General features: G+C 71.2%; 15 protein-coding genes and 2 pseudogenes. 3 read left to right on the forward strand and 14 right to left on the reverse strand.

Features of this window, described 5'->3' with window-relative positions:
* Positions 1-48: 48 nt before the first annotated feature.
* The 5 genes and pseudogenes from ABZ386_RS19730 to ABZ386_RS19750 all read right to left on the reverse strand — a co-directional run bounded on the left by ABZ386_RS19730 (position 49) and on the right by ABZ386_RS19750 (position 9,322).
* On the reverse strand, positions 49-2,244 hold the full coding sequence (locus tag ABZ386_RS19730) for an MMPL family transporter (RefSeq protein WP_351336043.1): 2,196 nt from the start codon (positions 2,242-2,244) through the stop codon (positions 49-51).
* Between the two features lie 170 nt (positions 2,245-2,414).
* Positions 2,415-2,853, reverse strand: a pseudogene (locus ABZ386_RS19735) (ABC transporter substrate-binding protein); the annotation flags it as partial.
* Positions 2,854-2,943: 90 nt separating this feature from the next.
* Positions 2,944-4,386 carry a polysaccharide deacetylase family protein gene (locus ABZ386_RS19740; RefSeq protein ID WP_358965365.1) on the reverse strand — a complete coding sequence of 481 codons (1,443 nt, stop codon included), beginning with the start codon at positions 4,384-4,386 and terminating at the stop codon, positions 2,944-2,946.
* 123 nt (positions 4,387-4,509) lie between these two features.
* Positions 4,510-8,268 (reverse strand): helix-turn-helix domain-containing protein, encoded by a 3,759-nt coding sequence (locus ABZ386_RS19745; protein WP_358965367.1) that lies wholly within the window; start codon positions 8,266-8,268, stop codon positions 4,510-4,512.
* Between the two features lie 496 nt (positions 8,269-8,764).
* Positions 8,765-9,322, reverse strand: coding sequence for a TetR family transcriptional regulator (locus ABZ386_RS19750; RefSeq protein ID WP_355725928.1), 558 nt, complete (start codon positions 9,320-9,322; stop codon positions 8,765-8,767).
* A gap of 73 nt (positions 9,323-9,395) precedes the next feature.
* Here ABZ386_RS19750 and ABZ386_RS19755 point away from each other — a divergent pair, with 73 nt between their 5' ends.
* Entirely contained in the window at positions 9,396-10,553 is a 1,158-nt protein-coding gene (locus tag ABZ386_RS19755; protein WP_358965368.1) for an FAD-dependent monooxygenase, read from the forward strand.
* A 274-nt stretch (positions 10,554-10,827) separates the two neighbouring features.
* The gene (locus ABZ386_RS19760; RefSeq protein ID WP_351336026.1) at positions 10,828-11,169 is read left to right on the forward strand and encodes a hypothetical protein; all 342 of its coding nucleotides are present in this window, start codon (positions 10,828-10,830) and stop codon (positions 11,167-11,169) included.
* A gap of 130 nt (positions 11,170-11,299) precedes the next feature.
* On the opposite strand, the gene ABZ386_RS19765 is transcribed toward ABZ386_RS19760, so the two are convergent.
* From ABZ386_RS19765 to ABZ386_RS19775, 3 genes and pseudogenes are all read right to left on the reverse strand, one after another.
* On the reverse strand, positions 11,300-12,226 hold the full coding sequence (locus ABZ386_RS19765; protein ID WP_356505021.1) for a carboxypeptidase-like regulatory domain-containing protein: 927 nt from the start codon (positions 12,224-12,226) through the stop codon (positions 11,300-11,302).
* Positions 12,206-13,771: pseudogene (locus ABZ386_RS19770) on the reverse strand (MFS transporter); the annotation flags it as partial. The pseudogene ABZ386_RS19770 and the gene ABZ386_RS19765, both read right to left, overlap by 21 nt.
* Positions 13,772-13,872: 101 nt before the next feature.
* Positions 13,873-14,358 carry a MarR family transcriptional regulator gene (locus ABZ386_RS19775; protein WP_356524328.1) on the reverse strand — a complete coding sequence of 162 codons (486 nt, stop codon included), beginning with the start codon at positions 14,356-14,358 and terminating at the stop codon, positions 13,873-13,875.
* A 157-nt stretch (positions 14,359-14,515) separates the two neighbouring features.
* Here ABZ386_RS19775 and ABZ386_RS19780 point away from each other — a divergent pair, with 157 nt between their 5' ends.
* Positions 14,516-15,433 (forward strand): AEC family transporter, encoded by a 918-nt coding sequence (locus ABZ386_RS19780; RefSeq protein WP_358965370.1) that lies wholly within the window; start codon positions 14,516-14,518, stop codon positions 15,431-15,433.
* 26 nt (positions 15,434-15,459) lie between these two features.
* Here the strand turns inward: ABZ386_RS19780 and ABZ386_RS19785 are convergent, their stop codons facing one another.
* The 6 genes from ABZ386_RS19785 to ABZ386_RS19810 all read right to left on the reverse strand — a co-directional run bounded on the left by ABZ386_RS19785 (position 15,460) and on the right by ABZ386_RS19810 (position 22,952).
* The gene (locus tag ABZ386_RS19785; RefSeq protein ID WP_351336020.1) at positions 15,460-15,957 is read right to left on the reverse strand and encodes a CGNR zinc finger domain-containing protein; all 498 of its coding nucleotides are present in this window, start codon (positions 15,955-15,957) and stop codon (positions 15,460-15,462) included.
* 116 nt (positions 15,958-16,073) lie between these two features.
* Complete coding sequence (locus tag ABZ386_RS19790; protein WP_358965372.1) at positions 16,074-16,808, reverse strand: cupin domain-containing protein; 735 nt, start codon at positions 16,806-16,808, stop codon at positions 16,074-16,076.
* Positions 16,805-17,728 carry a PmoA family protein gene (locus tag ABZ386_RS19795; RefSeq protein WP_355717702.1) on the reverse strand — a complete coding sequence of 308 codons (924 nt, stop codon included), beginning with the start codon at positions 17,726-17,728 and terminating at the stop codon, positions 16,805-16,807. Before ABZ386_RS19795 ends, ABZ386_RS19790 begins: the two co-directional genes overlap by 4 nt.
* Complete coding sequence (locus ABZ386_RS19800; RefSeq protein WP_351336012.1) at positions 17,721-18,848, reverse strand: Gfo/Idh/MocA family oxidoreductase; 1,128 nt, start codon at positions 18,846-18,848, stop codon at positions 17,721-17,723. The genes ABZ386_RS19795 and ABZ386_RS19800 overlap by 8 nt, the downstream gene beginning before the upstream one ends.
* Before the next feature lie 290 nt (positions 18,849-19,138).
* The gene (locus ABZ386_RS19805; RefSeq protein WP_356524322.1) at positions 19,139-20,836 is read right to left on the reverse strand and encodes a substrate-binding domain-containing protein; all 1,698 of its coding nucleotides are present in this window, start codon (positions 20,834-20,836) and stop codon (positions 19,139-19,141) included.
* 187 nt (positions 20,837-21,023) lie between these two features.
* The gene (locus ABZ386_RS19810) at positions 21,024-22,952 is read right to left on the reverse strand and encodes a DUF4978 domain-containing protein (RefSeq protein ID WP_358965374.1); all 1,929 of its coding nucleotides are present in this window, start codon (positions 22,950-22,952) and stop codon (positions 21,024-21,026) included.
* Positions 22,953-23,344: the final 392 nt, after the last annotated feature.

Raw genomic sequence — 23,344 nt, forward strand, 5'->3', positions numbered from 1 at the left:
CCCGCCTTCCACCGGCCCGCGTGCGATGTCGGTCCGTCGGGGCGACGGTCAGCGGGCCAGGCCGGCGGGTTCCGGCTCCCGCACAGCGTGCAGCGGATGCGCGGGCTCGTCGGCGGGGCCTTCCACGGACACGTTGGGCAGCGCCCGGTCCAGGCGGCGGGGCAGCCACCAGTTGGCCCGTCCGCACAGGTGCATCAGCGCCGGCACGACGACCATGCGGATCAGCAGGGCGTCCACGGCGACGGCGACGGCGAGGCTGACGCCGAACTCGGAGATGACCCGCATGCCGCCGAACACGAAGGAGCCGAAGACGCAGACCATGATGGTGGCGGCGACGGCGATCACCCTGCCGGTCTCGGCCTGCCCGACCCGGACCGCGCGGTGGCTGTCGCCGGTGTGGGCCCACTCCTCGCGCATCCGGCTGACCAGGAAGACCTGGTAGTCCATCGACAGGCCGAACATGATGCCGACGACCAGGATCGGCACGAACGACTCGATCGGTCCGGCGGCGCCGAGCCCGAGCAGTCCGGCGCCGTGGCCGTACTGGAACACGACGACGATCGCGCCGAACGCGACCCCGATGCTGAGGATGTTCAGCAGCGCGCCGACCGCCGGGATGAGCAGGCTGCGGAAGGCGACGGTCAGCAGCAGGAAGCCGAGCGCGGCGATCACCAGCACGAAGATCGGAAGCTTGCCCATCAGCACTGACGCGAAGTCGTCGTTGCTCGCGGTGACACCGCCCACGTAGACCTTCATCGACGTGCCTTGCTCCGCTTCGGGGATCACGTCGTCACGCAGGTGGTGGATGAGGTCGGAGGTGGCCGCCGACTGCGGGGAGGTGGTCGGGACGACCTGGATCACACCGACGGTCTGTCCGTCCTTCATGGGCGCGGCGTTGGCACTGGCGACACCGTCGACCCGCTCGAGAGCGGTGACCAGCTTCGCCTCGGCGGCCTGGTCGGCGGCGGTGGGAGCCTGGACGGCCAGGACGAGCGGGCCGTTGAAACCGGGGCCGAAGCCGTCCGCGATCATGTCGTACGCCTGACGGTTCGTCGAGGTCGTCGGCAGATTGCCGTCGTCGGACGCGCCCAGACGCAGCGACAGCGTCGGCAGCGCCAGCGCCGCGAGCACGGCCAGGGCGACGACACCCAGGGTCTTGGGCCGGGCCTGGACACGCTCGGCCCACCGGCCCCACAGCCCGGTACGCCCGGAGGACGGGCGGCTCGCCTGCCCGGCCATGTCGCGGCGCTCCTTCTTGCTGAGGACGCGCGGGCCGATCATGCCGAGGAGCGCGGGCAGCAGGGTGATGGCGGCCAGCACGGTCAGTACGACGGTGACGGCCGCGCCGATCGCCATGCCGTTGATGATGCCGACGTTGAGGGTGAGCATGCCGAGCAGCGCGACGACGACGGTCAGCCCGGCGAACACCACGGCCCGGCCGGAGGTGTTGAGGGCCTTGGCCGCCGACTCGGCGACACCCATGCCCGCCATGAGGTTGGCGCGGTGCCGGTTGACGATGAACAGGGCGTAGTCGATGCCCACGCCCAGACCGATCAGCGAACCGAGGGTCAGCGTGGTGTCGGAGAGCGTGATGACGTGGCTGAGCAGCATCACCGCGACCGCGGAGGTGCCCACCCCGACGATGGCCGTGATGATGGGCAGCGCCGCCACCCAGACGGCCCGGAAGACGAACAGCAGCACGATGAAGGCGAGGACGATGCCCATGGCGTCGGCGACCGCGTTCGGCTCCGGGTTGACGGTGAAGGCCTGCCCGTTCAGCGCGATATGGAGGGTCGCCGACTCCTGGGCGGTGGCGAGTTCCTTCACATGGTCGACCTGGGCGTCCTCCACATCCCGGTCGAACGCGACCGAGGCGTAGGCCGTCCGGCCGTCCTCGCTGATCTGCCCCTTGCCGACCGGCGTGTAGGGGCTGGTCACTTCGGCGACACCCGGTGCCTCGGCCATCTCCTTCAGGGTCCGGGTCATCGCCTGCTTGGCGGCGGGCTCGGTGACCTCGCCGCCGTTCACCTGCCAGACCACCCGGCCGCTCTTGCCCGCCGCACTGTTGGAGGCGCGCTGGAGCAGTGCCGTCGCCCTGGCCGAGTCGGTGTCCTGCGAGATCGGGCTGTTGCCGAAGGCGCTGCCGGCCGCACCGACTCCGGCGCCGAGAGCGAGCAACAGGCCCACCCAGACCAGGACGACGGAGAGCCGGTGCCGGTGGCACCAGCGGGCGAGAGGGGACATCGACGAGCCTTTCGAGGGGACTGCCATGTGCGTGCGGGCCGACGATCTCGGCCCACTCGAACACTCGCAGTTCACCGGTCTCTCGTCGTTGGCCGTACGCAGACTCTTTCGGCTACTGCGTTCGCAGCAGACAGGGCGGGGACAGCCTGCCGTCGACGCGTCCGCCCGCCTCAGCGGCCGGGGTGCAGACCGAGCCGGCCCGGGGACGGCGCGCCGCTCACCTCTCCCACGCAGAGGGTCAGTTGCTGCCTGAAGCGCTCGGCGAGGGCGCGGTCGGCCATGAAGCGATCGAAGCCGTCGAGGTGGGCGTCGGGGTAGTCAGATGGGCCGGTAGCCCGGGTGCGGGGCCACGTCGGTGCGTACGGACCACATGGAGAAGTCGGACTGGGTCCGCTTCGACAGCCACCAGTTCAGGTACAGCTTGGCCGCGGCCGGGTGGTGGGCGTCCTCGAAGATGGCGGCGCGCTGGGCCCAGGCCATGAACGGGTCGTGCACGGGCAGGACGAAGCGGGTCTTCGTGCCGTCATCCGCGACGAGCATGCCGTCCGTGCCGAGCGCGACGGCGGCGGTGCCCGCCTCGACCCGGTCGGCGGGTTCCTGTGTGCCGCGCTCGCCGCGGCGGGCCTGCCGCGCGAGCACGGACCGCGCGCCGCCGAGCACCGCTTCGGCGGCCGACCCCAAAAGCCGCCGCCCCTCACGTCACATCGCGGCGCGCAGGTGGCTGACGGTGACGAAGTGGTAGCCGCGGGCGGTGAGGGTGCGCAGGATCTCGGGCACGGCGGCGACCGACGTGGGGTGGATGTCGTGCATGAGGACGACGTCGTTGCGCTTCACCTTGCTGATCACCGCCTGGGCGACCTTCGAGGCGTTCGGGTACTTCCAGTCCTCCGTGTCCAGGGTCCACAGCACGGGGGAGAGGCGGGTCGCCTGGCGCACGGTGCTGTTGACGGCGCCGTAGGGCGGGCGGAAGAGAGTGGGGGCCTTGCCGGTGGCGGCCTTGATCGCGGCGCTGGTGCGGTTCAGCTGGTAGGCGACCTGCCGGCGGCTGAGCTTGGTGAGGTCGGGGTGGTTCAAGGAGTGGTTGCCCACCTCGTTGCCGGCGCGGGCCTCGGCGCGCACCAGTTCGGGGTGGGCGACGACGTTCTGGCCGACCGTGAAGAAGGTGGCCCGGGCGTCGTACCGCGCGAGGTACGTCAGCAGGGTCGCGGTGTATGCGGCGGAGGGGCCGTCGTCGAACGTCAGGGCGACGCACCGGACCCTCCTGCAGTCGGTGTCGTCGTCGCCGGAAGCCGTGTGGGTCGGCACGGCGGGGGTGGGTGTGGCGGACGCGCCGAGGTCGAGTGAGCCGGAGGGCCGTACGGTCTGCTGCTGGGCGCGCTTGCCGAAGGCGGACAGCCAGGGAGTGGCCGTCGCCTTGGAGAAGGTCACGCTGTAGGTGCCCGCGGCGGGGACGCCGACCTCGCCCCGGTCGAAGGTGATCCGCAGTCCGCCGTCGGCGGTGAAGGCCATGTCGTCGAGGACGGCGGCGCGGTTCGACCGGTCGGCGAATGCCTCGTTCACCGTGTCCGGGTCTGTGCCGTCCCGCCTCTCGATCCGGCTCTTCAGGGCGGCGAGGAAGCTGTTCCGGGAGCTGTCGGCGATGAGTCCGAGTGCGGTGCGGTACGCGCCCGCCTTGCCGTCGTACCAGTAGGTGCGCCTGGTCAGTCCGTCCCCTGCCGCGGTGCGGTCCTGGGTGGTGAGGCGGACGCCGAGAACGTCCCCGGAGGCGACCAGGAACGCGTGGCTGATGTTGAGTTCGAGACCGTCGGCGGTCGGCGCGCTGTCGTCGCACGCCGCGCGGAAGGTCGACAGGCGCTGTTCCACGTCCTTCTTCATCGCGGCCGTCATCGCCGACGCGCCGGGCACGTCCGGGTAGCCGGCCGCCCACGCGCAGGAGCGGTCCTCGCTGTTGTCGCTGACGATCCGCAGGCCCTTGATCTTCGAGGGATCCACGGTCCGCACCGGGGAGGCGGCGGAGGACGATCCGGGCCGCGCTTCGGCGGTCGTCCCGCTCGCGGTCCCGGAGGATCCGGACGAGCAGGCCGCTGTCACGGAGACCGAGCCGAGCAGCAGGAGGGAGGGGAGCAGGAGGCGTGTGCGCATGTGACCAGAACCTGGGATAGGGGGCTTACCGAAACCCGATCGTCCTGGTCAGGGGCGTTTTTCAGCGACCGTCGGAGTCACTGTGAACAAAAAAGTGCCGTTCTCCGCGCCTGCCGTTGTCACTCAGCGTGTCGCGGGGCACACCGGTCGGTACGACGCGTCGGGGACGTAGGTCTGCCACTGAGCGCGGGTGAGCCCCCCGCCGAACCGGTCGCACAGGATGCGGGCGATGTCGTCCGGGGAGACCGGGTGGCGCTGCAACAGCACGTCCGGGCCGCCGGCGTACAGGGTGGTGCCGGTGGGAGTCCCCCCGCTCGAGCGAAGTCGAGTGAGGGGGAGGGCGAAGGCGAGGGTGTCGATCTCGTCGCCGGGAGTGGGCAGGTCGGTGCCCAGCATCTGCTGTCCGGCGGTGTCCCACAGGCGCAGGGTGCCGTGCCGGCCTCCGACCGCCAGGGTGGAGCCGTCGGGGGAGAAGGCGAGCGCGCCCACTTCCTCGGGCAGGCCCCGGGAGACGGTGTCGGAGGTGCCGGTCAGGATGCCCATGCGGTGGCGCAGGTCACCGTCCCAGAGCGTCACGTGCCCGGTGGCGTCGCCGACGGCGAGCCGGGTGCCGTCGGGGCTGAAGGCCAGCGCGGTGATCTCCCGGCCGTCGGCCAGGGCACGTCCGCTCACACGGCCGGACGGCAGTTCGGCGTATTGGTCGGCGGAGTCGGCGAGCAGCCGGCCGTCGGGCCGCAGGGCGAGTGTGCCCGAGTCGAGGTTGTGCAGAGTGGCCGTGCGGTGGTGGGTGCCGGTGTCCCAGATCTCGGTCGCGCCGCTGCCGCCCATGGCCCGCGCGGCCATCAGGGTCCGGCCGCCGGGGCCGAGGGCGAGCGCGTGGACGGTGCGGTCGGCCGCGCCGGAGGTCTCGAACGACGTACGGACGCGGTGGGCGCGGACGTCCCACACACTGAAGCGCTGCCGCAGGGTGCTGTGCGCGGAGCCCGTGTCGGCGACGGCGAGGGACGTGCCGTCCGGGCTGAAGGCCAGCTGCGGGGCCCCGTCGCCGGTGTCGGTCGGCAGGGCACCGAGCGTGGCGCGGGCGAGGACGGCACCCGTGCGGGTGGCGCGCAGTTCGAAGCGGTAGTCGGAGCCGGTGCCGGAGCGAGTCGCGGTGGCCAGGACGGTTCCGTCCGGGCTGAGCGCGGTCGCGTCGGCCGGAGTGCTCTGCCAGGGAGCGTTCAGGCGGTCGGTCAGGTCGTACGTGCGGACGGTGGCGCCGTCGAGATAGCGCAGTGTCCGGCGGCTTCCGTCCCGGTCCCAGGTCAGGCCGCTCACCTCGGCGCCGGCCAGCGGGGTGTGGAAGACCTGTCCACCGCCGTTGGCCATCTGCCATACGGCGATCTCCTGATCGTCGGCCGTGGCCAGGAACCGCCCGTCCGGGGAGAGGGCGGCGTTGGTGAAGCCGGTGACGCCGCCGCTGTCGAAGTCGGCGACGGTCCGTCCGCCGGAGACGTCCCAGACCGTGGACGCGGTGCCGTGGACGGCGGCCAGGCGCCGGCCGTCCGCGCTGAACCGCAGCAGACGCGAGCCGCCGTCCGCTCCGGATCCGGTACCGCAGACGGTGCTGTCCGCCTTGTCCCAGGCGCCCGGCAGCTTCTTGCCGTGGACGGTGTCCCAGACCTGGGGTGCGCCGTCGGCCGGACAGAGGGCGAGGAGACGGCCGCTCGGGCCGACCGCGGCTGAGGCCAGGCCGCGCGAGATGTCGGTGGTGAACAGCACGCTGCCGTCATCGGTCCTGTGCACGCGCACGGGGCCTTGTCCGTCCACCGGGCCGGTGACGTAGGCGCCGCCGTCGGGCGCCGCCCAGTAGGCCGCGTCGCCGAACTCGGCAACGGGCTTCCCGGCGGCGAGGTTCCACAGCTCGTCGCCGTCCTGGCCGGTGAGGACCAGGAAGCGGGCCTCCGGGCCGGCCTCGGAGACCTCCGTGCCGCCGGGCAGGTGGTAGGTGGCGGTCACCCGGTGGTCGGCCACGTCGCGGACGGTCACCCTGCCGCCTGTGACGGTGACGAGGCCGCGGCCCTGGCCGGTGAGGAAACGCCGGGCGTCCTTGCCGGTCTGCGGGTCGGTGAAGGCGTCCCGCTCCGGGCGGGCCAGGGCACCGAGCAGGGCCGAGCGGGACTCGGTCAGCGGGGCGAGCCGCCAGGCCGCGACGGAGAGCAGGGCGGCGGTGCGGGGATCGGTGGAGCGGAGGCTGCCGGCCACGGTGGCGACGCGGCGGGCGGTCGCCTTGGCCGACTCCTCCTCGCTCAGCCGGCTCTGCCGCCAGGCCAGCAGACCCGCGGCCAGAGCCAGCACCAGGAACGCGGAGAGACCCACGGTGAGCAGGCGGGTACGACGGGCGGTCCGTGCCTCGGCCTCCCGCTCGGCGTCGCGGGCGGAGCGGGAGTCGTCCACGAAGGCCCGCTCCAGCGCGGTGAGGTCGTCCTCAAGGCGCCCGACGAACAGTTCCTCGGCCTGCGCCAGCCGCGCCCCCCGGTACAGCGCCCCGGGATCCCGGTCCAGTTCCTCCCAGGCCCGGGCAGCCTCCCCCAGCTGCCGCTGCGCGCGCAGCCGCTCCCGGCTCTCCTCGATCCAGCCGGCCAGCCGGGGCCAGCCGGTGATCAGCACCTCGTGGGCCAGCTCGACGGTGTCGCCGTCCAGGGTGACCAGGCGGGCGGCGGCGAGGCGTTCCAGGACGTCCTGCGCGGCGGGCTCCAGCTCGACCCGGGAAGCCGGGCGGCGGGTGTCGGGTGTGCCGTCTCCGGGGGCGATGAGCCGCAGCAGGATGCGGCGGGCGGTACGGGCCTGCTCCGGCGACAGCTCGCCGTAGACCCGCTCGGCACTCGCGGCGATCGCCCCGCGCACACCGCCCGCCTCCTCGTACGCGGCGAGGGTGAGGGTGCGGCCGCGGTGCCGGCGCCAGGTCTCCAGGAGGGCGTGCGAGAGCATCGGCAGGGCGCCGGGCTGGTCGCTGACCTCGTCGATGATGCGGGCGGTCAGCGCGCGTTCCACGTTCAGGCCCTCGGCGGTCGCGGGCCGCGTGATCACGTCCCGCAGCTCGTCGCGGGTCATCGGCCCGACCAGCAGGCTCGCGCTGCCGACCGCCTCGGCCAGTCCGGCGTGGGCGGCGCAGTGGCCGTAGAAGTCGCCGCGTACGGCGATGACCACGCGCAGCCGGCTCGCGGGATCGCGGGCGCGCAGCAGCAGATCGAGGAAGCGGTCGCGTTCCCGGTGGTCGTGGCAGAGGGTGAACAGCTCCTCGAACTGGTCGACGACGACCCAGGTGTCCAGGTCGCCGCCCCGGGGGGTGAGCGCGCTCTCGTGTGTGCGCGCGGGCCGGTCGCCCGGCGTGAGCACCCGCACCACCGCAGGGCGGTCGGCGCCCCCCGCCTGCCGCAGCCCGGGTATCAGCCCGGCCCGCAGCAGCGAGGACTTGCCGCTCCCCGAGGGACCGAACACGGCCGCGAACCGGTGCGCGCGCACCAGCTCCAGCAGCTCACCGACCTGCTTGTCCCGGCCGAAGAACAGGTCGCTGTCACCCGGCTCGAAGCGGGCCAGCCCCCGGTACGGCGCCCGCTCCTCGGCCGCGGGCGCCCGGACCTCCTCGTCCGCCTCCCGCCAGCGCCGCTCCCACTCCTCCGGGTCGGCGTCGAGTGCCCGCGCGTACGCCCGTACGACCGCGAGCGAGGGCAGCTGGTCGCCGGCCGCCGCCTGGGACAGCGCGGTCGTCGAGTAGCCCGCCTTCTTCGCCATCTCCCGGTACGGCGGCTTCCCCGCCTTCTCGCGCAGCAGACGCAGCTCGTGCGCGAGGCGCTGCACGGGCCCGGCATCGGGGTCCACCGGCTTCTCGCGTCGTCCCACCGGGCGGCACCTCTCGACCCTCACACACACCATCGAACGGGCGCCCAACCTACGTTTCTCCCCTGATCCGAGGCAATTCCGGACCGATCCGCGGACGCGGAGGTGCCTCCGGCCGGGCGCTACCGCACGGTGCGGTAGGCGTTGTGGATGGTGCCGGTGCCGGTGCCGGTGCCGGTGCCGGTGCCGGCGTTGCCGTCCGTGTCGGACAGGGAAGCACGGAGGGAGACGGGGGCAGGCCCCTGTCGGCGCTCAGGTCTGGCCCGGCCCGCCTGCGCGGGCGCGTGGGCGGGCCCCGGGCCACACAAGGGGGGCGTGTGGGCCCGGGGCCGCCTAGAAGGCCGTCGGCGGGGGGAGTGCCGTTGGCCGGGACCAAGTCTTGGAGCTGGGGGGAATTGGTCAGTAGCCGCTCTCGGGCACTGAAAAATCGGGGAGCCGAATCAGGACCTCATAGCGAGGCGCCAGGTCTTGAAGATCTGGACGACCGTAGGCCCGGGCCCTAGCGCAGGGCGGCGGCGACGAGGCCTTCGAGGGCCTCGCGCGGTACTTCGCCTCCGCTCACCAGACGGTCGAAGATCAGCCCGTCGATGCAGGTCAGCAGGGCGTGACTGCGATTCTCGACGTCCGTCACGCCGCGCGCGGCGAGGAACAGCCGGACAGCATCGCGGCCGGCGTTCTCGCGGGGTACGAGGATCTCGCGCAGTTCACGGTCGCGCACGCTCTCGATGGCGCAGGCGTAGCGCGCGAGCGAGCGGCGGCGGCCCTCGCCGGTGAGTCGCTGTCGGGCGAGCAGCATCATGCCGTCCACCAGTTCCTCGACGGTGCGCAGAGGTGGAAGCGATTCGGCCAGCGTTTGCAGTTCAGCCTGGTCGAGTTGGACCAGGCGGGTGACCAGTCCGGTGAGCAGCGCGGCTCGGGTGCGGAAGTAGGCCGACGTGGTGCCGGGCGGCATGGCCGCCTTGCGGTCGACCGCGCGGTGGGTCAGGCCGCGGACCCCTTCGTCGGCGAGTACGTCGAGAGCCGCGTCCGCGAGGAGGGTGCGCCGATCCGATGCCATGACTCCTTTCTACACCTGTAGAGCCTCAGATAGAGTCACTCTTCTACAGGTGTAGAAGAGTGAGGGTTTCGGCATGGGCAACACGGCAGTGGTGGTCGGAGGCGGCATCGGCGGGCTGGCCGCCGCGATCGGACTGCGCCGCATCGGATGGGAAGTAACGGTCGTCGAGCGTGCCTCCAGGCTCGAGGACGCGGGGGCGGGCATCTCACTGGCCGCCAACGGCCTGCGGGCACTGGATGAACTCGGCGTCGGCGACGCGGTACGGGATGCCTCGCGAGGCCAGTACAACGGCGGCACTCGCACACCACAGGGCGGTTGGCTGGCCCGGATGGACGGCTCGGCGCTGGAGAAGGCGGTGGGCACACCGATCATGGGCATCCCCCGCTCCACCTTGCACCGACTGCTCCGGGACTCCCTGCCCGCCGAGGCGCTGCTGATCGGCTCCGAGGCGGACTCCGTCGAGCAGCCCGACCCCGGGACGGTCCGAGTCGGCTGCGGCAAGACCGTCCTGGACGCCGATCTGGTAGTGGCGGCCGACGGCATCGGCAGCAAAGTGCGCAGCCGGCTCTTCCCGGCCCACCCCGGTCAGGTCTACAGCGGCTCGACGGTGCTGCGCGCCATCACCGAGCAGGCTGTCGACCTGCGCACCGACTTCGAGCTGACGTGGGGGCGCGGCGCCGAGTTCGGGCACATCGCCTTCCACGACGGGAGTGCCGAGTGGCACGCCGTCCTCAGCCTCCCCGCCGGGACGCGGTTCGCCGACCCGCTGGACGAACTGCGCAGACGGTTCCATACGTGGCACGACCCGATCTCCGCCCTGCTCGACGCGACCCGGCCCGCCGCCGTGCTGCACCACGACGTCAACGAACTCCGCACACCGCTTCCCTCGTACACGATCGGCCGGATCGCGCTGCTCGGCGACGCGGCACACGCGATGACACCCCACCTCGGACAGGGTGCCTGCCAGGCGCTGGAGGACGCGGTCACCCTGGCCGCCGCGCTGGCCACCGAGCCCACCGTGGACGTCGCGCTCGCTCGCTACGACGCCGAGCGCCGACCACGCAGCCAGGCCGTCGCGAGGGCCGCCCGGCAGGCCGGGCGGATGGGCCAGCAGCTCTCCCACCCACTGGCCGTCGCCGTGCGGAACACGGTGATGCGGCTGACACCCTCCCGCGCCGCAACGCACATGATCCTTCGGCACCACGCCTGGGTCCCACCACGATTGAGCTGAGGGGGGAGCCGGCGCATCGACTCGACCCGGCCTGGCGCGCCGTGCCCGCGGCGAACAGCAGCCGCTCTTCCTGGGCGGCTTCTTCGCCGCCGTGCAGGGGTTGTCGGTGGCTCCCCATGCGGCCGGGGCAAGTTGCCGCAACGCGAGGCAGCGGCTGGTCGTCCGGATGTTGGCGTGGCGCAGGATGGCCTCCACTTCTGCCCCGCCCGCACCGGGTCGCAGCGACTGTGCTGAACGGGACCGGTCCCCGGGCGGCGTCGATAACGTCCGCGACATGTCTTCGGATGGGATGAACAGGCCCCCGGCGCCGGTCGTCGCAGCGGTTGTGATCTATGCGCTGTTCGCCGCCGTCCTTCTGATCTCTGCTGTGCTCATTGCGATCACAGGCGCGCCGGCGCTCGCACTGCTCGGCCTCGTCGCGCTCCTGCCGGGCTCGGTGGCTCTCGGGCTGTGGCAAGGCAACCGCGGTGCCAGGGTCGGCGCGATCATGTTCGGGATCCCTTCCCTTGTGGTCCCGATCGTGATGCTCCTTCTCCTTGCGGCACCTGAGTCGTCCCGGGCTTGGTTCACCCCCGACGACGATGAGAATGATGAGCGGGTGGCTGGCCGAGGGTGATGCCGTAGCTGCTTCACCAGGTCCAGCTGATCCGTCCCAGCCTCCGGCTGTGTCGCGGTCCTCACACTCGGCCATCACTCGCGCCGCCTCTCCCGGACTCACCGGCCGGTGCGTCCCGGCCCGGCGCCTGTCACTCGCCCGGGTGGGAGAGCTCGATGTCGTGGTCGTCCACACCTGAGCCGTGCACGGTCAGGTGGGCCGCCTTCGGCGGGTAGCCGGTCGCCATGACCGTGTACTCGCCCCTGTCCAGGTCGCTGAAGGCGTAGCCGCCGTCCTCGCCGGTGGTGGCGGTGGCCACCACGTTCCCGGCCGCGTCGACGAGCGTGACCCGCGCGTCGTCCAGCGGTCGGCCCGCGGCCTTGACGACGCCCCGCACGTGCGAGCCGTAGCACAGCTCGACCTGGATCCTCGTGACGCCCTGCGCGGCGACCTCGACGGGCAGCGCGGCGGGCCGGTACCCGGCGGCGGTCACCGCGAGGGTCACCTGGCCGGGCACCAGCTCGGCGAAGTCGAACGCGCCGTCCGCGCCGGTCAGTCCGGTGGCGAGTACCTCGCCGCGCACATCGGCCGCGATCACCATCGCCTCGACGACCGGCTCCTTGCTGTCGGCCGACGTGACGTTGCCGACCAGGCCACTCGTGCCGGAGAGCAGGAAGTCGAACGAGACCGGCTCGTCGCCGACCACGATCGTGGACGCCCGCGGCTGGTAGCCGTCGGCGGAGGCGATGAGCACGTAAGTGCCCACGCCCGGCGCTTCCAACCGGTACGAGCCGTCCTGGTGGGCCGTCGCGCGGCCCAACTGCCGCCCGCCCAGCGAGATCAGGGTGACGGCGGCCCACGGCACGGGCGCCGACTCGGCGCCGAGGACGTGTCCGTCGACCGGTATGCCGCCCGAGGGCGGGACCTCGGCCGCGCGGAGCGTCGTCGCCGCCGGGGAGGTAGCGGTGAGCGGCTGGGCGGTGGTGTCGCCGGCCTGGGTGGCGGCGGAAACGGCCTGGGTGGCGGAGGGGACGGCCTCCGGCGCCTGCTCTGCCCGCCGGGCACGCAGGCCGATCACTGCGAGGGCCGCCCCGATGAGGGCGAGGATGCCGGTGACCAGGACGGCGGTGTGGACGCCGTTCATGAAGGCGGTGTGGCTGCCCTCCGTCACGGCCGCCCTGAGCTGTGCGGGCATCTTGTCGGAGACCGGCGCGACACCCATCGCGACGGCGTCCTTGGCCTCGTCGAGGCGAGCGGCGACCGGTCCGGGCACGCCCGCGTCCGTCAGCGAGCCGGTGAGCGTGGAACCGACCCGGCTGCTGATGAGCGAGACGAGCACCGACGTGCCGAGCGCGCCGCCGACCTGCAGCGAGGTGGCCTGCAGCCCGCCCGCGACACCGCCGTCCTGGACGGGGGCGTTGCCGACGATCGCGTCGGAGGACGCGGACATCACCATGCCGATGCCGAGGCCGAGCGCGATGAACGGCGGCCACATGGTGGCGTACGACGAGTCGCTGCTCCACGAGAGCATCACGAACGAGGCGCCGGCCTGCAGCACCATCCCGAGCGGCATGGTCAGACGCGGGCCGAACTTCTGGGTGAGCTGCGCGCCGAGCGGCGAGGCCAGCATGGAGGCGATGCTGAGCGGCAGGGTGCGCACCCCGGCCTCGACGGGCGTGAAGCCACGGACGTTCTGCAGGTACAGCATCACGAAGAAGATCACACCGAGCAGGACGAAGAAGTTCAGCGCGGTGACGAACGTACCGATGGTCAGGGCCGGGTTGCGGAACAGGCGCATCGGCAGCAGGGGGTGCGCGACGCGGGTCTCGTACCAGCCGAAGAGGACCAGGACGACGAGGCCCCCGCCGATCGCGCCGAGTGTGCCGCCCGAGGTCCAGCCCCACGTCTCGCCCTTGACGACGCCGAAGACGACGGCGAGCAGTCCGCCCGCGAGCAGCACGACGCCGGGCAGGTCGAACTTCTCGCCCGCGGCTGCCTCGTTCCTGGACTGCGGCAGCACCAGCAGGCCGAAGGCGATGGCGATGACGCCGATGGGGGCGTTGATGTAGAAGACGGACTCCCAGTCGACGTGCTCGACGAGCAGTCCGCCGACGATCGGGCCGAGTGCGGTGGAGACGGACGAGATCATCGCCCAGATGCCGACGGCCATGCCGAACTTCTTCGGCGGGAACACGGCTCGCAGCAGCGCGAGGGTGTTGGGCATCAGCATCGCGCCGAACAGGCCTTGGACGGCGCGGAAGGCGATGACGCCCTCGATCGAGCCGACGAGGCCGATCGCGACGGACGCGGCGGTGAATCCGGCGGTGCCGACCAGGTAGAGGGTGCGGCGGCCGAAGCGGTCGCCGAGCTTGCCGGAGAGGATGAGGGTGGCGGCCATGGCGAGCAGGTAGGCGTTGGTGACCCACTGCAGTTCGGCCGTGGTGGCGTTGAGATCGCGGCCGATCTCGGGGTTGGCGATCGAGACGACGGAGCCGTCGAGGCCGACCATGAACAGGCCGAACGCCACGGCGATCAGCGTCAGCCACGGTTTGGCGCGCGGACCGCGGGGCTGGTGGGCGGACGCTACGGGAGTGGGCGCTGTGGAGACAGCGGTGACAGACATGGTGAGCTGTCCTCTGGACGTGCGGACATGTGTGTTCGGGGAAAAACGCGCAGCCTGCCGCACAGCGGCGAGAGCAGGGGCGTGGAGGAAGGTGAGAGCGCTCAGCTGACGCGGTCGCGCAACTGCCGGGTGAGAGCCTCGAGGGCGCCGAGCGCGGAGCCGAGGGCGTCGAGGTCGCCGTCGGTCAGGGTGCGCAACGCGGACATGAGCTGCCGGGCCGCGATGTCCTCGACCTCGCCGATGCGCTGACGGGCCTTGGCGGTGATGCGCAGGTGGGCGACGCGCTTGTCGGCTTCGTCCTGATGCCGCTCCAGGAGCCCCGCCTCGGTGAGGCGGGTGACCAGGGCGCTGACGTTGTTCGGCTTCATCCGCAGCGCGTCGGCGGCCTTGTGGACAGTGGCGCCGTCGTGTTCGGCGACGTACCGCAGGAGCGCCAGCTGTCGCTCGGGGGGCTTGGGGTAGGGCAGTTGCCCCTCGACGCTCCGTTCGATGTACCGGTTCAGCGCGGGCAGGCATGCCACGAGGCTCGCGGCCACGTGGTCGATGCGCTGGCTCGGGCTCTGGCGAGCCTCGCTGATTCCGGACACGCCGGCAGGTTACCTATGACGAGAAACCTATGTCAACATACCAATTACCGCCGGGTCGGCTTGAGCGCGTGTAATGGTTGTCTTGCACGGTGATGTGACATCAGGCTGACCGCATGCACGACACGACGATCGTCTGCGCGCCGGACGGGATCCCGGCGTGATCGCACTGACCGTACGGGCGCTGATCCCTGTCGTCCTGCTGATCGCGCTGGGCTGCGCGCTCAAGCGGTCGATGTTCACGGACGAGGGCTTCTGGTCCGAAGCCGAGCGCATCAGCTACCGCGTCCTGCTGCCGGCGCTGTTCCTGCACAGCCTGGCGACCGCGGACATCGACGACCTTCCGGTGGGTGCCCTCGCGGGCGCACTGATCGCCTCCACCCTGGTGGTGGCCGTGCTGGTCATCTGTTTGAAGCCGTTGATGCGACTGCGGGGCGACGCCTTCACCTCGGTCTTCCAGGGCAGTGTCCGCTTCAACAACTACATCGGCGTGACCATCGCGTCCGGCCTGCTCGGCACCCAGGGCGTCGCGTTCGCCGCGGTCTGCAACGCCGCGATCGTGCCCACGGTCAACGTGCTGTGCGTGCTGGTCTTCGCGTGGTTCGGCAGCGCGCGCCTGAGTCTGTCGGGCATCGGACGGCAACTCGTGACCAATCCGCTCATCCTCGCCTGCGCAGGGGGCATCCTCCTGCAGGCACTCGGTCTGCATCTGCCGCCGGCCATCGAACCGGCGCTCGGGGCGCTGGGAGCCGCCTCGATGCCGTTGGGCCTGCTCTGCATCGGTGCCGCTCTGCGCTTCGGCGCGGCACGGTCGTGGGCGGCGCCGATCTTCACGTCCTCGGTGGCCAAGTTCGCGCTCATGCCGACCGCCACCTTCGTGGCGGCACAGGCTTTCGGCCTGGGCTCCCACGCACTGATCATCGCCGTGCTCTTCCAGGCGCTGCCGACGGCGACATCGTCGTACATCCTGTCGAGGCAGCTCGGTGGCGACGCCCCGCTGATGGCCGGGATCACCGCGACGCAGACGCTGCTCGGGATCGCCGCCGTCCCGATCGTCGTGGCACTGGTCCCGGCATAGTCCTGCCCCGGCCCGGCCGCCCCGTGCTACTTCCTGCGGTGACGGCGTACGGCATCGGTGTTGGCGCAGCGGGCGGAGCAGTAGGCACGGCGGCCGTTGCGGCTGGTGTCGACGAAGGCTGTCCGGCAGGAGTCCAGCGCGCACACGCCCAGCCGCCCTCCCTCGGCCTCCATGGTGAAGATGGCCAGGCCGCCGGCCGTCACGGCTTTCACGCGGCTGTGCAGGTCCTGGCCGTCCGGGGTGAAGTGCAGGTGCGGCCGCAGACCGTTGTGCGTGGTCAGGTAGACACTGCGCGCGCCGTCCGCCAGCAGCGTGTTGATGGATGCGCACCGGTCGGCCTCGGAAGGCGCCTCGAAGACCGGCCTGAGCCGCCGCGTCCACGCTCTGATCCCCTCGCACGTGGAGCCGGTGACCAGCGGATCGCGGATCTCATGGTCCCGCAGCGCCTGTTCCAGCGCCTCAGGCGCCCAGGCACCACTCGATTCGAGGTTCACCAGCGCCACGGCCAAGCGAACCCCGACCATGTTGTCATGCTCAAACCGCACATGACCATTGCATCACCGGACCTGCGCTGAGGCCAGCCCGGACCGCGCCCCGGCGGTGAGGAAGCCCCGCCGGGGCAGCCCGGGCCTGTGCGGTGTCATCCCTCAGGTCGTTCGCGATGGGTCGGGTGGAAAGCGCGCAGGAAACCGCACATGCCGAGCGTCTGCTGACGCGGCTGCGCGATACGCGAGACCTCCGCGTCGAACAGGTGGCCGAAGTCGTCGCGCCGCAGGGCGTCGATCTGCCGCAGTGCCGTCCGCGCGTCGGCCAGCGCACCGTCGTTGACCGTCTTCTCCCAGGTGTCCAGGCGAGGTCGGACGAGTCGTACCGCCGCCGCGCAGAAGTCCTCGTACGCCGAGCGGTTTCCGCGCCGCCACTGCCGCTTCAGCTCGGTGAATCCCTCGACGGCCAGATCCCTGCGAGCCCGCGCGCGCTCGGGGCTGGGGCTGCCGTCGGAGTCAAGGAGCGAGGCCGCGTCCGGGTAGGTGTCGAGGGAGAGGTACTCGGGCGGGAAGGTCATGACCGCGTCGCCTGCCTCGGGCAGGCCGCTGTTCTGCATGACGACGATCACGCGGAGGTCCTCGTCGTTGACGGCGCGGTGGATCGTGCCGGGGGTGAACCAGACGACGTCTCCGGGGTGCAGTTCGGTCGTCGTGTGCCCTTGGTCGTTGAGGGTTTCCAGCCGGCCGCGGCCACCGACGACGACGTAGCACTCCGAGCAGGTGAGGTGCATGTGGGGCGAGCCGCCGTGTTCGTCGTCCGCCGCGGGCCAGGGATACACCTGGAGCTGGCTGAGTCCCACGGCTCCGGGGAAGCCGGGCACGGAGGTCACAGCGCGAACTCCCCTGCGATCGCCTCGACTTCGCGGCGGTCCATCCTGCGGTCGAGGAACACGAAGCGGTGGCTCAGGGACAGGGTCTCACCGGGTTCCAGCTTGATCTCCGTGTCGAAGGCGGGCGACGGGTTGAGGCAGGCGAAGGCGCTGCTGCGAGCGAACCACGTCAGCGGGGTGGCGGCGCTGGTGGTGCCGGCGTAGGCGAGGACCGTGGCGCCGCCGTCGAGCTCGTCGTGCTCGCCGGTGATGGCCACCCAGGCACCCCGCGTGCCCATCACGGCGTCGCCTTCCTCGCCCCCTTCGGCGATGACGTCCGCACCGGTCCAGGCCCGCGGCCCGCGCCAGAACAGCCCGGTGTAGCCGGCGTTGGGGCGGCCGTGGGTGGTGGGGCTGCCCATCTCCAGCGGCTCGCGGTGCACGTTGGTCAGGGCGGTGGTGAAGTCCAGCGCCCAGACACCCTCGTCGGCGTCGGCGCTGTGGAAGCGCAGGGTGCGGGTCTCGTCGATCCACACCTCGTCGCTGGAGGCGAACCAGTCCAGGCCCTGGACGACCGACACCTCGCTGCCGCCGTCGTCCTGCCGCTCGAAGGCGCGGTGCACCTGTTGGCCGTGGTTCTCCCGCCAGACGTAGCCGTGGCCGGGCGCGCCCTGTTCGAAAGTGGGCCCGCCCCAGAAGTTGTCGCCGGACAGATGCGACCAGGTCATCTGCAGGCCCTTGTGCCAGCGGTGGTCCCAGGGCCGGTAGACACCCACGGGCGCGCCGGAGAGGGTCCTCAGCGGATAGAGGTAGGGCTTGGGGGATTCCTCGAGCGGGGTGTCCGGCCGGTACACGTACGTGGCGAGGCCGGTACCGGCGGCCGACACCACGAACTGGGTCCCGGCGTCGTCGTGGTCGATCGTGAAACGGGTGTCAGACACCGGTCTTCTCCTTGACGTCGTTGCCCTGGGCGGCGCCGGGGCGACCGCTCATGGAGTGGTAGAAGGGGTTGGCCGGGTTGATCATGTCCGGGGTGACGGGGCGCCCGGTCGTCGCCGACTCGTACAGGGCCGCGATGAAGGCCAGGACGCGGCGGCCGTCGTCGCCACTGGCCTCGGGGCGTTCCCCGGCGCGCAGCGACCGCAGCAGCGCACGCAACTGGGCGGCGTGCGAACTTGCTTCGTCGTCGAGCGGTGCTCCCAGCTCCGTGGCCGTGGCGCCGGCCCGGTGGGGTGCGGGGGTCCACGTCCAGTGGGAGTTGTCGTAGCCGTAGAGGTGGGACAGCTCGACCGTGGCCTCGGGGAAGTCGAAGCGCAGGTAGCTGGTCTCGCGGGGGGAGAGGAGGCTGTTGACCATGGACACCATGGCGCCACCGGCGAAGCGGACCATCGCCATGGAGACGTCCTCGGTCTCCACGTCCCGGGCCAACGTGCCCATGGCCGCGCGGACTTCGGTCCATTCCCCCATCAGGGACAGCATGAGGTCCATCTGGTGGATGCCGTGGCCCATGGTGGGACCGCCGCCCTCGGTCTCCCACTTGCCGCGCCAGGGGACCTCGAAGTAGGCGTCGTCCCGGTACCACAGGGTGTGGCAGACGCCGACCAGGGGAGCGCCGAGGCGGCCGGTGCGGATGTGCTCGCGCAGGGCTCGGGCGGCGGACCCGAAGCGGTGCTGGAAGACGTAGGAGACGTACGGGCCGCCCTCGCGCTCGTGGGCACCGATGGCGTCGTACTCGGCCACCGAGAGGGTGGGGGGCTTCTCGCACCACACCCACACACCGGCGTCCAGGCAGGCGGTGATGGCCGCGCCGTGGGCGATCGGGGGCGTGCAGACGACGGCCAGGTCGGGGCGCTGCTCCTGGAGCATCCGATCGAGGCTGGTGTAGGCGGCGGGGACGTTCCAGCGGGCGGCGAAGGCCTCGGCGCGCTGCTGGTCGACGTCGACGACCGCGACGACGGTGGCCTCGCCGCTCTGGGCCTGGACGGCGGGCATGTGGCAGCCGTCGGCGATGTTTCCGGCGCCGACGATCGCCACCCTCACGGGCTGGCTGTACTCGGTCATGTGGCTCTTTCGTGGAAGCTCGGGCGGTGCCGTGGGCGCGACACCGGGTCTGGGAACCGCTGACGAAGAAGGTCGGTTCGACGCGCCCGGCCCAGGGCGTGCACGCGTGGTCGTGCGGTCGAAGAGGGAAACGGCACTGATCGGATGACCCCGGCGCTCGCCGTGTGACGCGGCGGCAGCCTGAACGTAGTGAACGATCACCTTTGGGGTCAAGGGGTGATGCAGTGATCGTTCACATTTCACGGTGCGCGTCCTGCGGACAGGCCCGACGCGGGCCTGTCCAGGGGCGCCTAGCGAGGGGCCGGGCCGCTCGACTCTCGCGGAACGATGTGGAACAGCTCGGCTACGTCGGCCACCGGCGCGGGCTCGTCGCGCAGGAGGGCGAGCAGCGACAGCATCGCCCGGCGGCCGACCTCTTCCTTGTCCATGTGCACCGTCGAGATGGTCGGCGAGAAGTACCGGGTGAACTCCTCGTCATCCCAGCCGAAGACGCTCATGTCCTCGGGCACGCGCGTGCCGCGGTCCTGGAACCCGCGGATCACGCCCATGGCGACGTAGTCGTTGGCGGCCAGCACGGCCGTCACACCGGAGTCGGCGGGCAGGTCCCGGGCGGCCTCGTATCCGGAGCGCATCGACCAGTCCCCGTCGACGACGCCGTAGGACTCGAGGCCCAGTCGCTCGATCGCCTCCACGTAGACCGCCCGGCGGTTGCGCGCCGAGGCCCACTCCTGCGAGCCGGCGACGTGGAGGAACCGGCGGTGTCCCTGGTCGGCGAGGTGACGCAGGATCTGCTCGGCGGGCCGTCCGTCGGCCAGCCGCCCCCGGGCGTGCAGATCGTCGTCGTACTCGCCCAGCACCACGACGGGCCGCTGCCCGGCGTCCGGCCCGCCGGTCAGCTTCCCCAGCGGCACCAGTGACAGCACGCCGTCCGCCTGCCGGGTGTCCAGCAGGGACAGCACGCTCCGCGCACGCCGCGACTCCCCGCCCTCCAGACCTATGACGTCCGTCAGGTAGCCGGCCTCGTGCGCGGCGGCCGAAGCGCCCCGCAACAGGGGGATGGGAACGAAGCCGCTCAGTTCGGGCAGCACGATCGTGATCCGGTGGGACCGCCGGGTGCGCATCGAGCGCGCCACGAGGTTGGGCCGGTAGTCCAGCTCGGCCACGGCCCGCTCGATCCTCGCCCGCGTCGTCGGCCGCATGCCGCTGTCGTTCTTCAGGTAGCGGGAAACGGTCTGATGCGACACGCCGGCCCGCTCGGCGACCTCCCAGATGGTCGGCCGCTTCCCCTGCGAGCCGGCTGTCCTGGTGGCGGCCCGGGCGGCCTTCCTCGCGCGCAGGGGGCGTCCCGCCCGATCGCACAGGAACTCCAGCAGCTCCGCACCGGACGCCTCCGCGGGCAGGCCGTAGGCACCGGCGAAGGCCCCGACCCGCGCCGCCAGGTCGTCGACACGCGCCAGGCCGCGGGAGACGGCTTCGGCGAGGACCGTGCCCACGCGGGCGGCGTCGGCACGGGCATCGAGCAGGTCGACGACGGTCCGCGGCACCGTGGTGACGGGCAGGCCGTCGACGACGGTGATGTCGTCGGCATCCACGCGCCCGCGGTGCAGCACGACGGTCTCGTCACGCGTGGTACGGCGTGCCGAGACCGTCAGCTCCACAGGATCGGCGGGCCGGCCGCCCAGGCCGTGCACCGCACACGCGGAGGTGTGGGAGACGACGCCCGCCCCGGGGCCCTCGGTGTCGCGGTCCCGCGCCGGCGTCCCGGGATCCAGCCGCAGCCACGCGACCTTGATCCCGAGGTGCTCCGGCGGGGGAGAGGCGAGGACGCGGTACACGCCGTGGCCGACGCTCTCCAGCAGCCCGGCCCGCTCCAGCCTCAGGAGCTGCACGCCCTGCACGCCGTCCAGCTTCGCCTGGGCGGTGGTCACCAGGCCCCACTGGGCGGCGGCCCGCGCCTCCAGCACCTTCAACACGTCGGCCCGACCCATCCAGCAATCATTACACAGACGGCGTGCGTCGAATATTTCAGTGCGCGAGGGCGTGGGACCCGCCGCCGAAGTCGCCAGGAGGGCGTGGGACCCGCGAGACGCCAGGAGGGCGTGCCGCCTCCCTGTGACGGACGAGGAAGCGTCACGCCCTCCTGACCGGATGCCCCCGCCACGCAGGGGCCGCCGACTACCTCGGCTGGAATTCCCAGACCGTGCTCGCGTCCTGCGTTCCCGTGTTCCACTTCGCCTCATCCGCGGAGTTCCCGTACAGGTACGCCCTTCCCGTGTGGGTGTTCCTGACGCGGAGCCCGCCTGCCCCGACCCCTTCCAGGTTCCAGAGCGAGGCGTCCGAGACAGCGCCGGTGTTCCAGATGACGTTGTTGTCGGTGGCGCTGGTCTCCAGATAGAAGCGTCCCGTTCGCACGTTCCTGATGGTCCAGGAACCGGAGGAGTCCTTGGCGACGATCCAGTCCTGGTCGTCGTAGGTGGTCGCGGCCGCGACGATGACCGCACCGTTCGCGTCGGTGTCGAGGTACTCGCCCGAGGACGTGTTCCTCAGCTTGTACCGCGCGCCGCTGACCAGGTACGAGACCCGCACGCACTCCTCGGTCGCCAGGGTGATCTCAGTGTTCCCGGACACGGTGCTGTACGCCTTCGTGCCGGACTTCACCCAGGTGTCGTTCGCGTCGTAGTGGCCCACCTCGACGGACCGTACGACACCGATGGTTCCCGGCAGCGTGAACGTGGCCTCCGTCGTGGTGGCGAAGGCGAACTCGGCCGGACCGCGCCGGACGCCGAATGCCTGCGCACCGGTGGACGTCGTGAAGGTGATGTCGACGCCGCCCAGGGGCTTGGTGGTCGTGGCGCTCGCGGTCGCGTTCCGGTTGAAGGTCTGCAGGGTGGTTCCCCCGCGTTCCACCGGAGTCCTGCTGGCGAGGTCCCGGTGGATCTTCTTCAGCGCGCGGTTGAGGCGGGCGACCTTGAGGGAGGGGGTCTTGCGGGTGACGACCTTGGTGTCGGGCCTCCAGTTGTACAGGCCGTGGTCGCTGATGCCGGTGCTGGAGTCCGGGTCCAGGGCGGCGTACAGATTGTGGACGGCGTTGCCGGCGATGGCGTTGAACTTCTCGATGTCCACCGTCGAGGATCCCCCGTAGTTCTCCATGACCATGGGGAAGTTCTTCCCCCGGGCCCAGGTGCCGTCCTGCCCGTAGTTGTAGAGCGTGTCGAAATCCTTGGTGTACGGGTCCTTTCCGAAGAAGTCGATGGTCGCCGTTCCCTGGCTCCTGAGGACCTCGTTCTCGGCGACCGGCACCGTGTCCCCGCTGCCGGCGATATTGGTCCGGGTGTACACCGAGTAGTCCGACTGCTTGATCACCTGCCCCAGCTGGGTCAGGTAGTCCAGCAGCACGTCCTTGCGGAACTTCGACGCGTCGGTGTACCCGCCGCTGATCCACCGGTCGGTGCTGTAGGTGCTGTAGCTCCGGTCGATGGACGAGCCGCCCTGCTGCTTCGCCACATTCGGTTCGTTCAGCACCTGGATGCCGACGACGGTGTGAGCGGTGTCGGCGGACGCGAGGTGCGCCATGAGCCGGCCGAGCACGAACTTCTCCCTGGCGAGCAGGTTCGGATCGGTCTTGTCCAGGAGGGGGTTGCCGTTCAGGGTCAGCCTGGTGCCGTCGGACCTCACCACGAACTGGTAGTCGTTCATCACGTAGGCCGGCATTCGGGCCGGCATGGACGAACCGGTCGATTCGTGGCCGAACCACAACAGTTCCAGCTTGAGGCCGTACTCCTCGCACCAGGCCAGGTACCGGTCGATGTCGGTCCAGTCGAAGACGTCCTTCGAGGTCTCGACCTTCGACCACCAGATCGGGATGTTGACCACGTTGAACCCGTCGTCGCGGATCATTCCGAGCACCGGCTTCAACTGGGCGTCCGTCCAGCCGTACGTGTACTTGTGCTTCTCGTACCGGAACTGGACGCCGCTGTGGTAGAAGGGCTTCCCGTCGACCATCAGCACGATCTTGTCGTAGGTGGACCTCGACGTGTCGACGGAGGACACCACGGTGCCGGCCGCGGCGGCCCGCGGGAGGCCGCCGACGAGGTTCAGTGCCATGCCCCCGAGGGCTGCCGCCCCGCTCGTGGCGAGGAATCGACGGCGCGACCAAGGGCCGGTGTTCGACTTCATTGCACTACCTCCGTGTCAGGTGAACGTGTGCCGGATAGTGAACGATCACGATTAAGGGCTTCGATGGCGCCCGTCAGGAACCTTCGAGGCAGGGGTGTCGGGCGCAGCGCGATCAATTCGACAGGCGACGGCGCGGCCCTGGCGATCAGCGGTTGACTGAAGCCGGGTGGCGCACATAAGACTGGCTGAGACGCGTGTGTGTCAATGGTGTGAACGAGATGAGTTCCGCAGCGTCCGTCGCAGGTCGGCTCGTCTCGACAGGGTTTCGGCGCAGCGGGTGAACGAGCGCGCGCAGACATCTTGACCGCCATGGTGAACGA

The organism is Streptomyces sp. NPDC006140 (genome assembly GCF_040628815.1).
GTDB lineage: Bacteria > Actinomycetota > Actinomycetes > Streptomycetales > Streptomycetaceae > Streptomyces.

Bases quoted from the DNA above. Each gene is read 5' to 3' on its own strand.
- ABZ386_RS19785 (WP_351336020.1), bottom strand. From the start codon at position 15,957: ATGGTCGGGGTTCGCTTGGCCGTGGCGCTGGTGAACCTCGAATCGAGT.
- ABZ386_RS19755 (WP_358965368.1), top strand. From the start codon at position 9,396: ATGGGCAACACGGCAGTGGTGGTCGGAGGCGGCATCGGCGGGCTGGCC.
- ABZ386_RS19800 (WP_351336012.1), bottom strand. From the start codon at position 18,848: ATGACCGAGTACAGCCAGCCCGTGAGGGTGGCGATCGTCGGCGCCGGA.
- ABZ386_RS19810 (WP_358965374.1), bottom strand. From the start codon at position 22,952: ATGGCACTGAACCTCGTCGGCGGCCTCCCGCGGGCCGCCGCGGCCGGC.
- ABZ386_RS19730 (WP_351336043.1), bottom strand. From the start codon at position 2,244: ATGTCCCCTCTCGCCCGCTGGTGCCACCGGCACCGGCTCTCCGTCGTC.
- ABZ386_RS19740 (WP_358965365.1), bottom strand. From the start codon at position 4,386: ATGCGCACACGCCTCCTGCTCCCCTCCCTCCTGCTGCTCGGCTCGGTC.
- ABZ386_RS19750 (WP_355725928.1), bottom strand. From the start codon at position 9,322: ATGGCATCGGATCGGCGCACCCTCCTCGCGGACGCGGCTCTCGACGTA.
- ABZ386_RS19760 (WP_351336026.1), top strand. From the start codon at position 10,828: ATGTCTTCGGATGGGATGAACAGGCCCCCGGCGCCGGTCGTCGCAGCG.
- ABZ386_RS19805 (WP_356524322.1), bottom strand. From the start codon at position 20,836: ATGGGTCGGGCCGACGTGTTGAAGGTGCTGGAGGCGCGGGCCGCCGCC.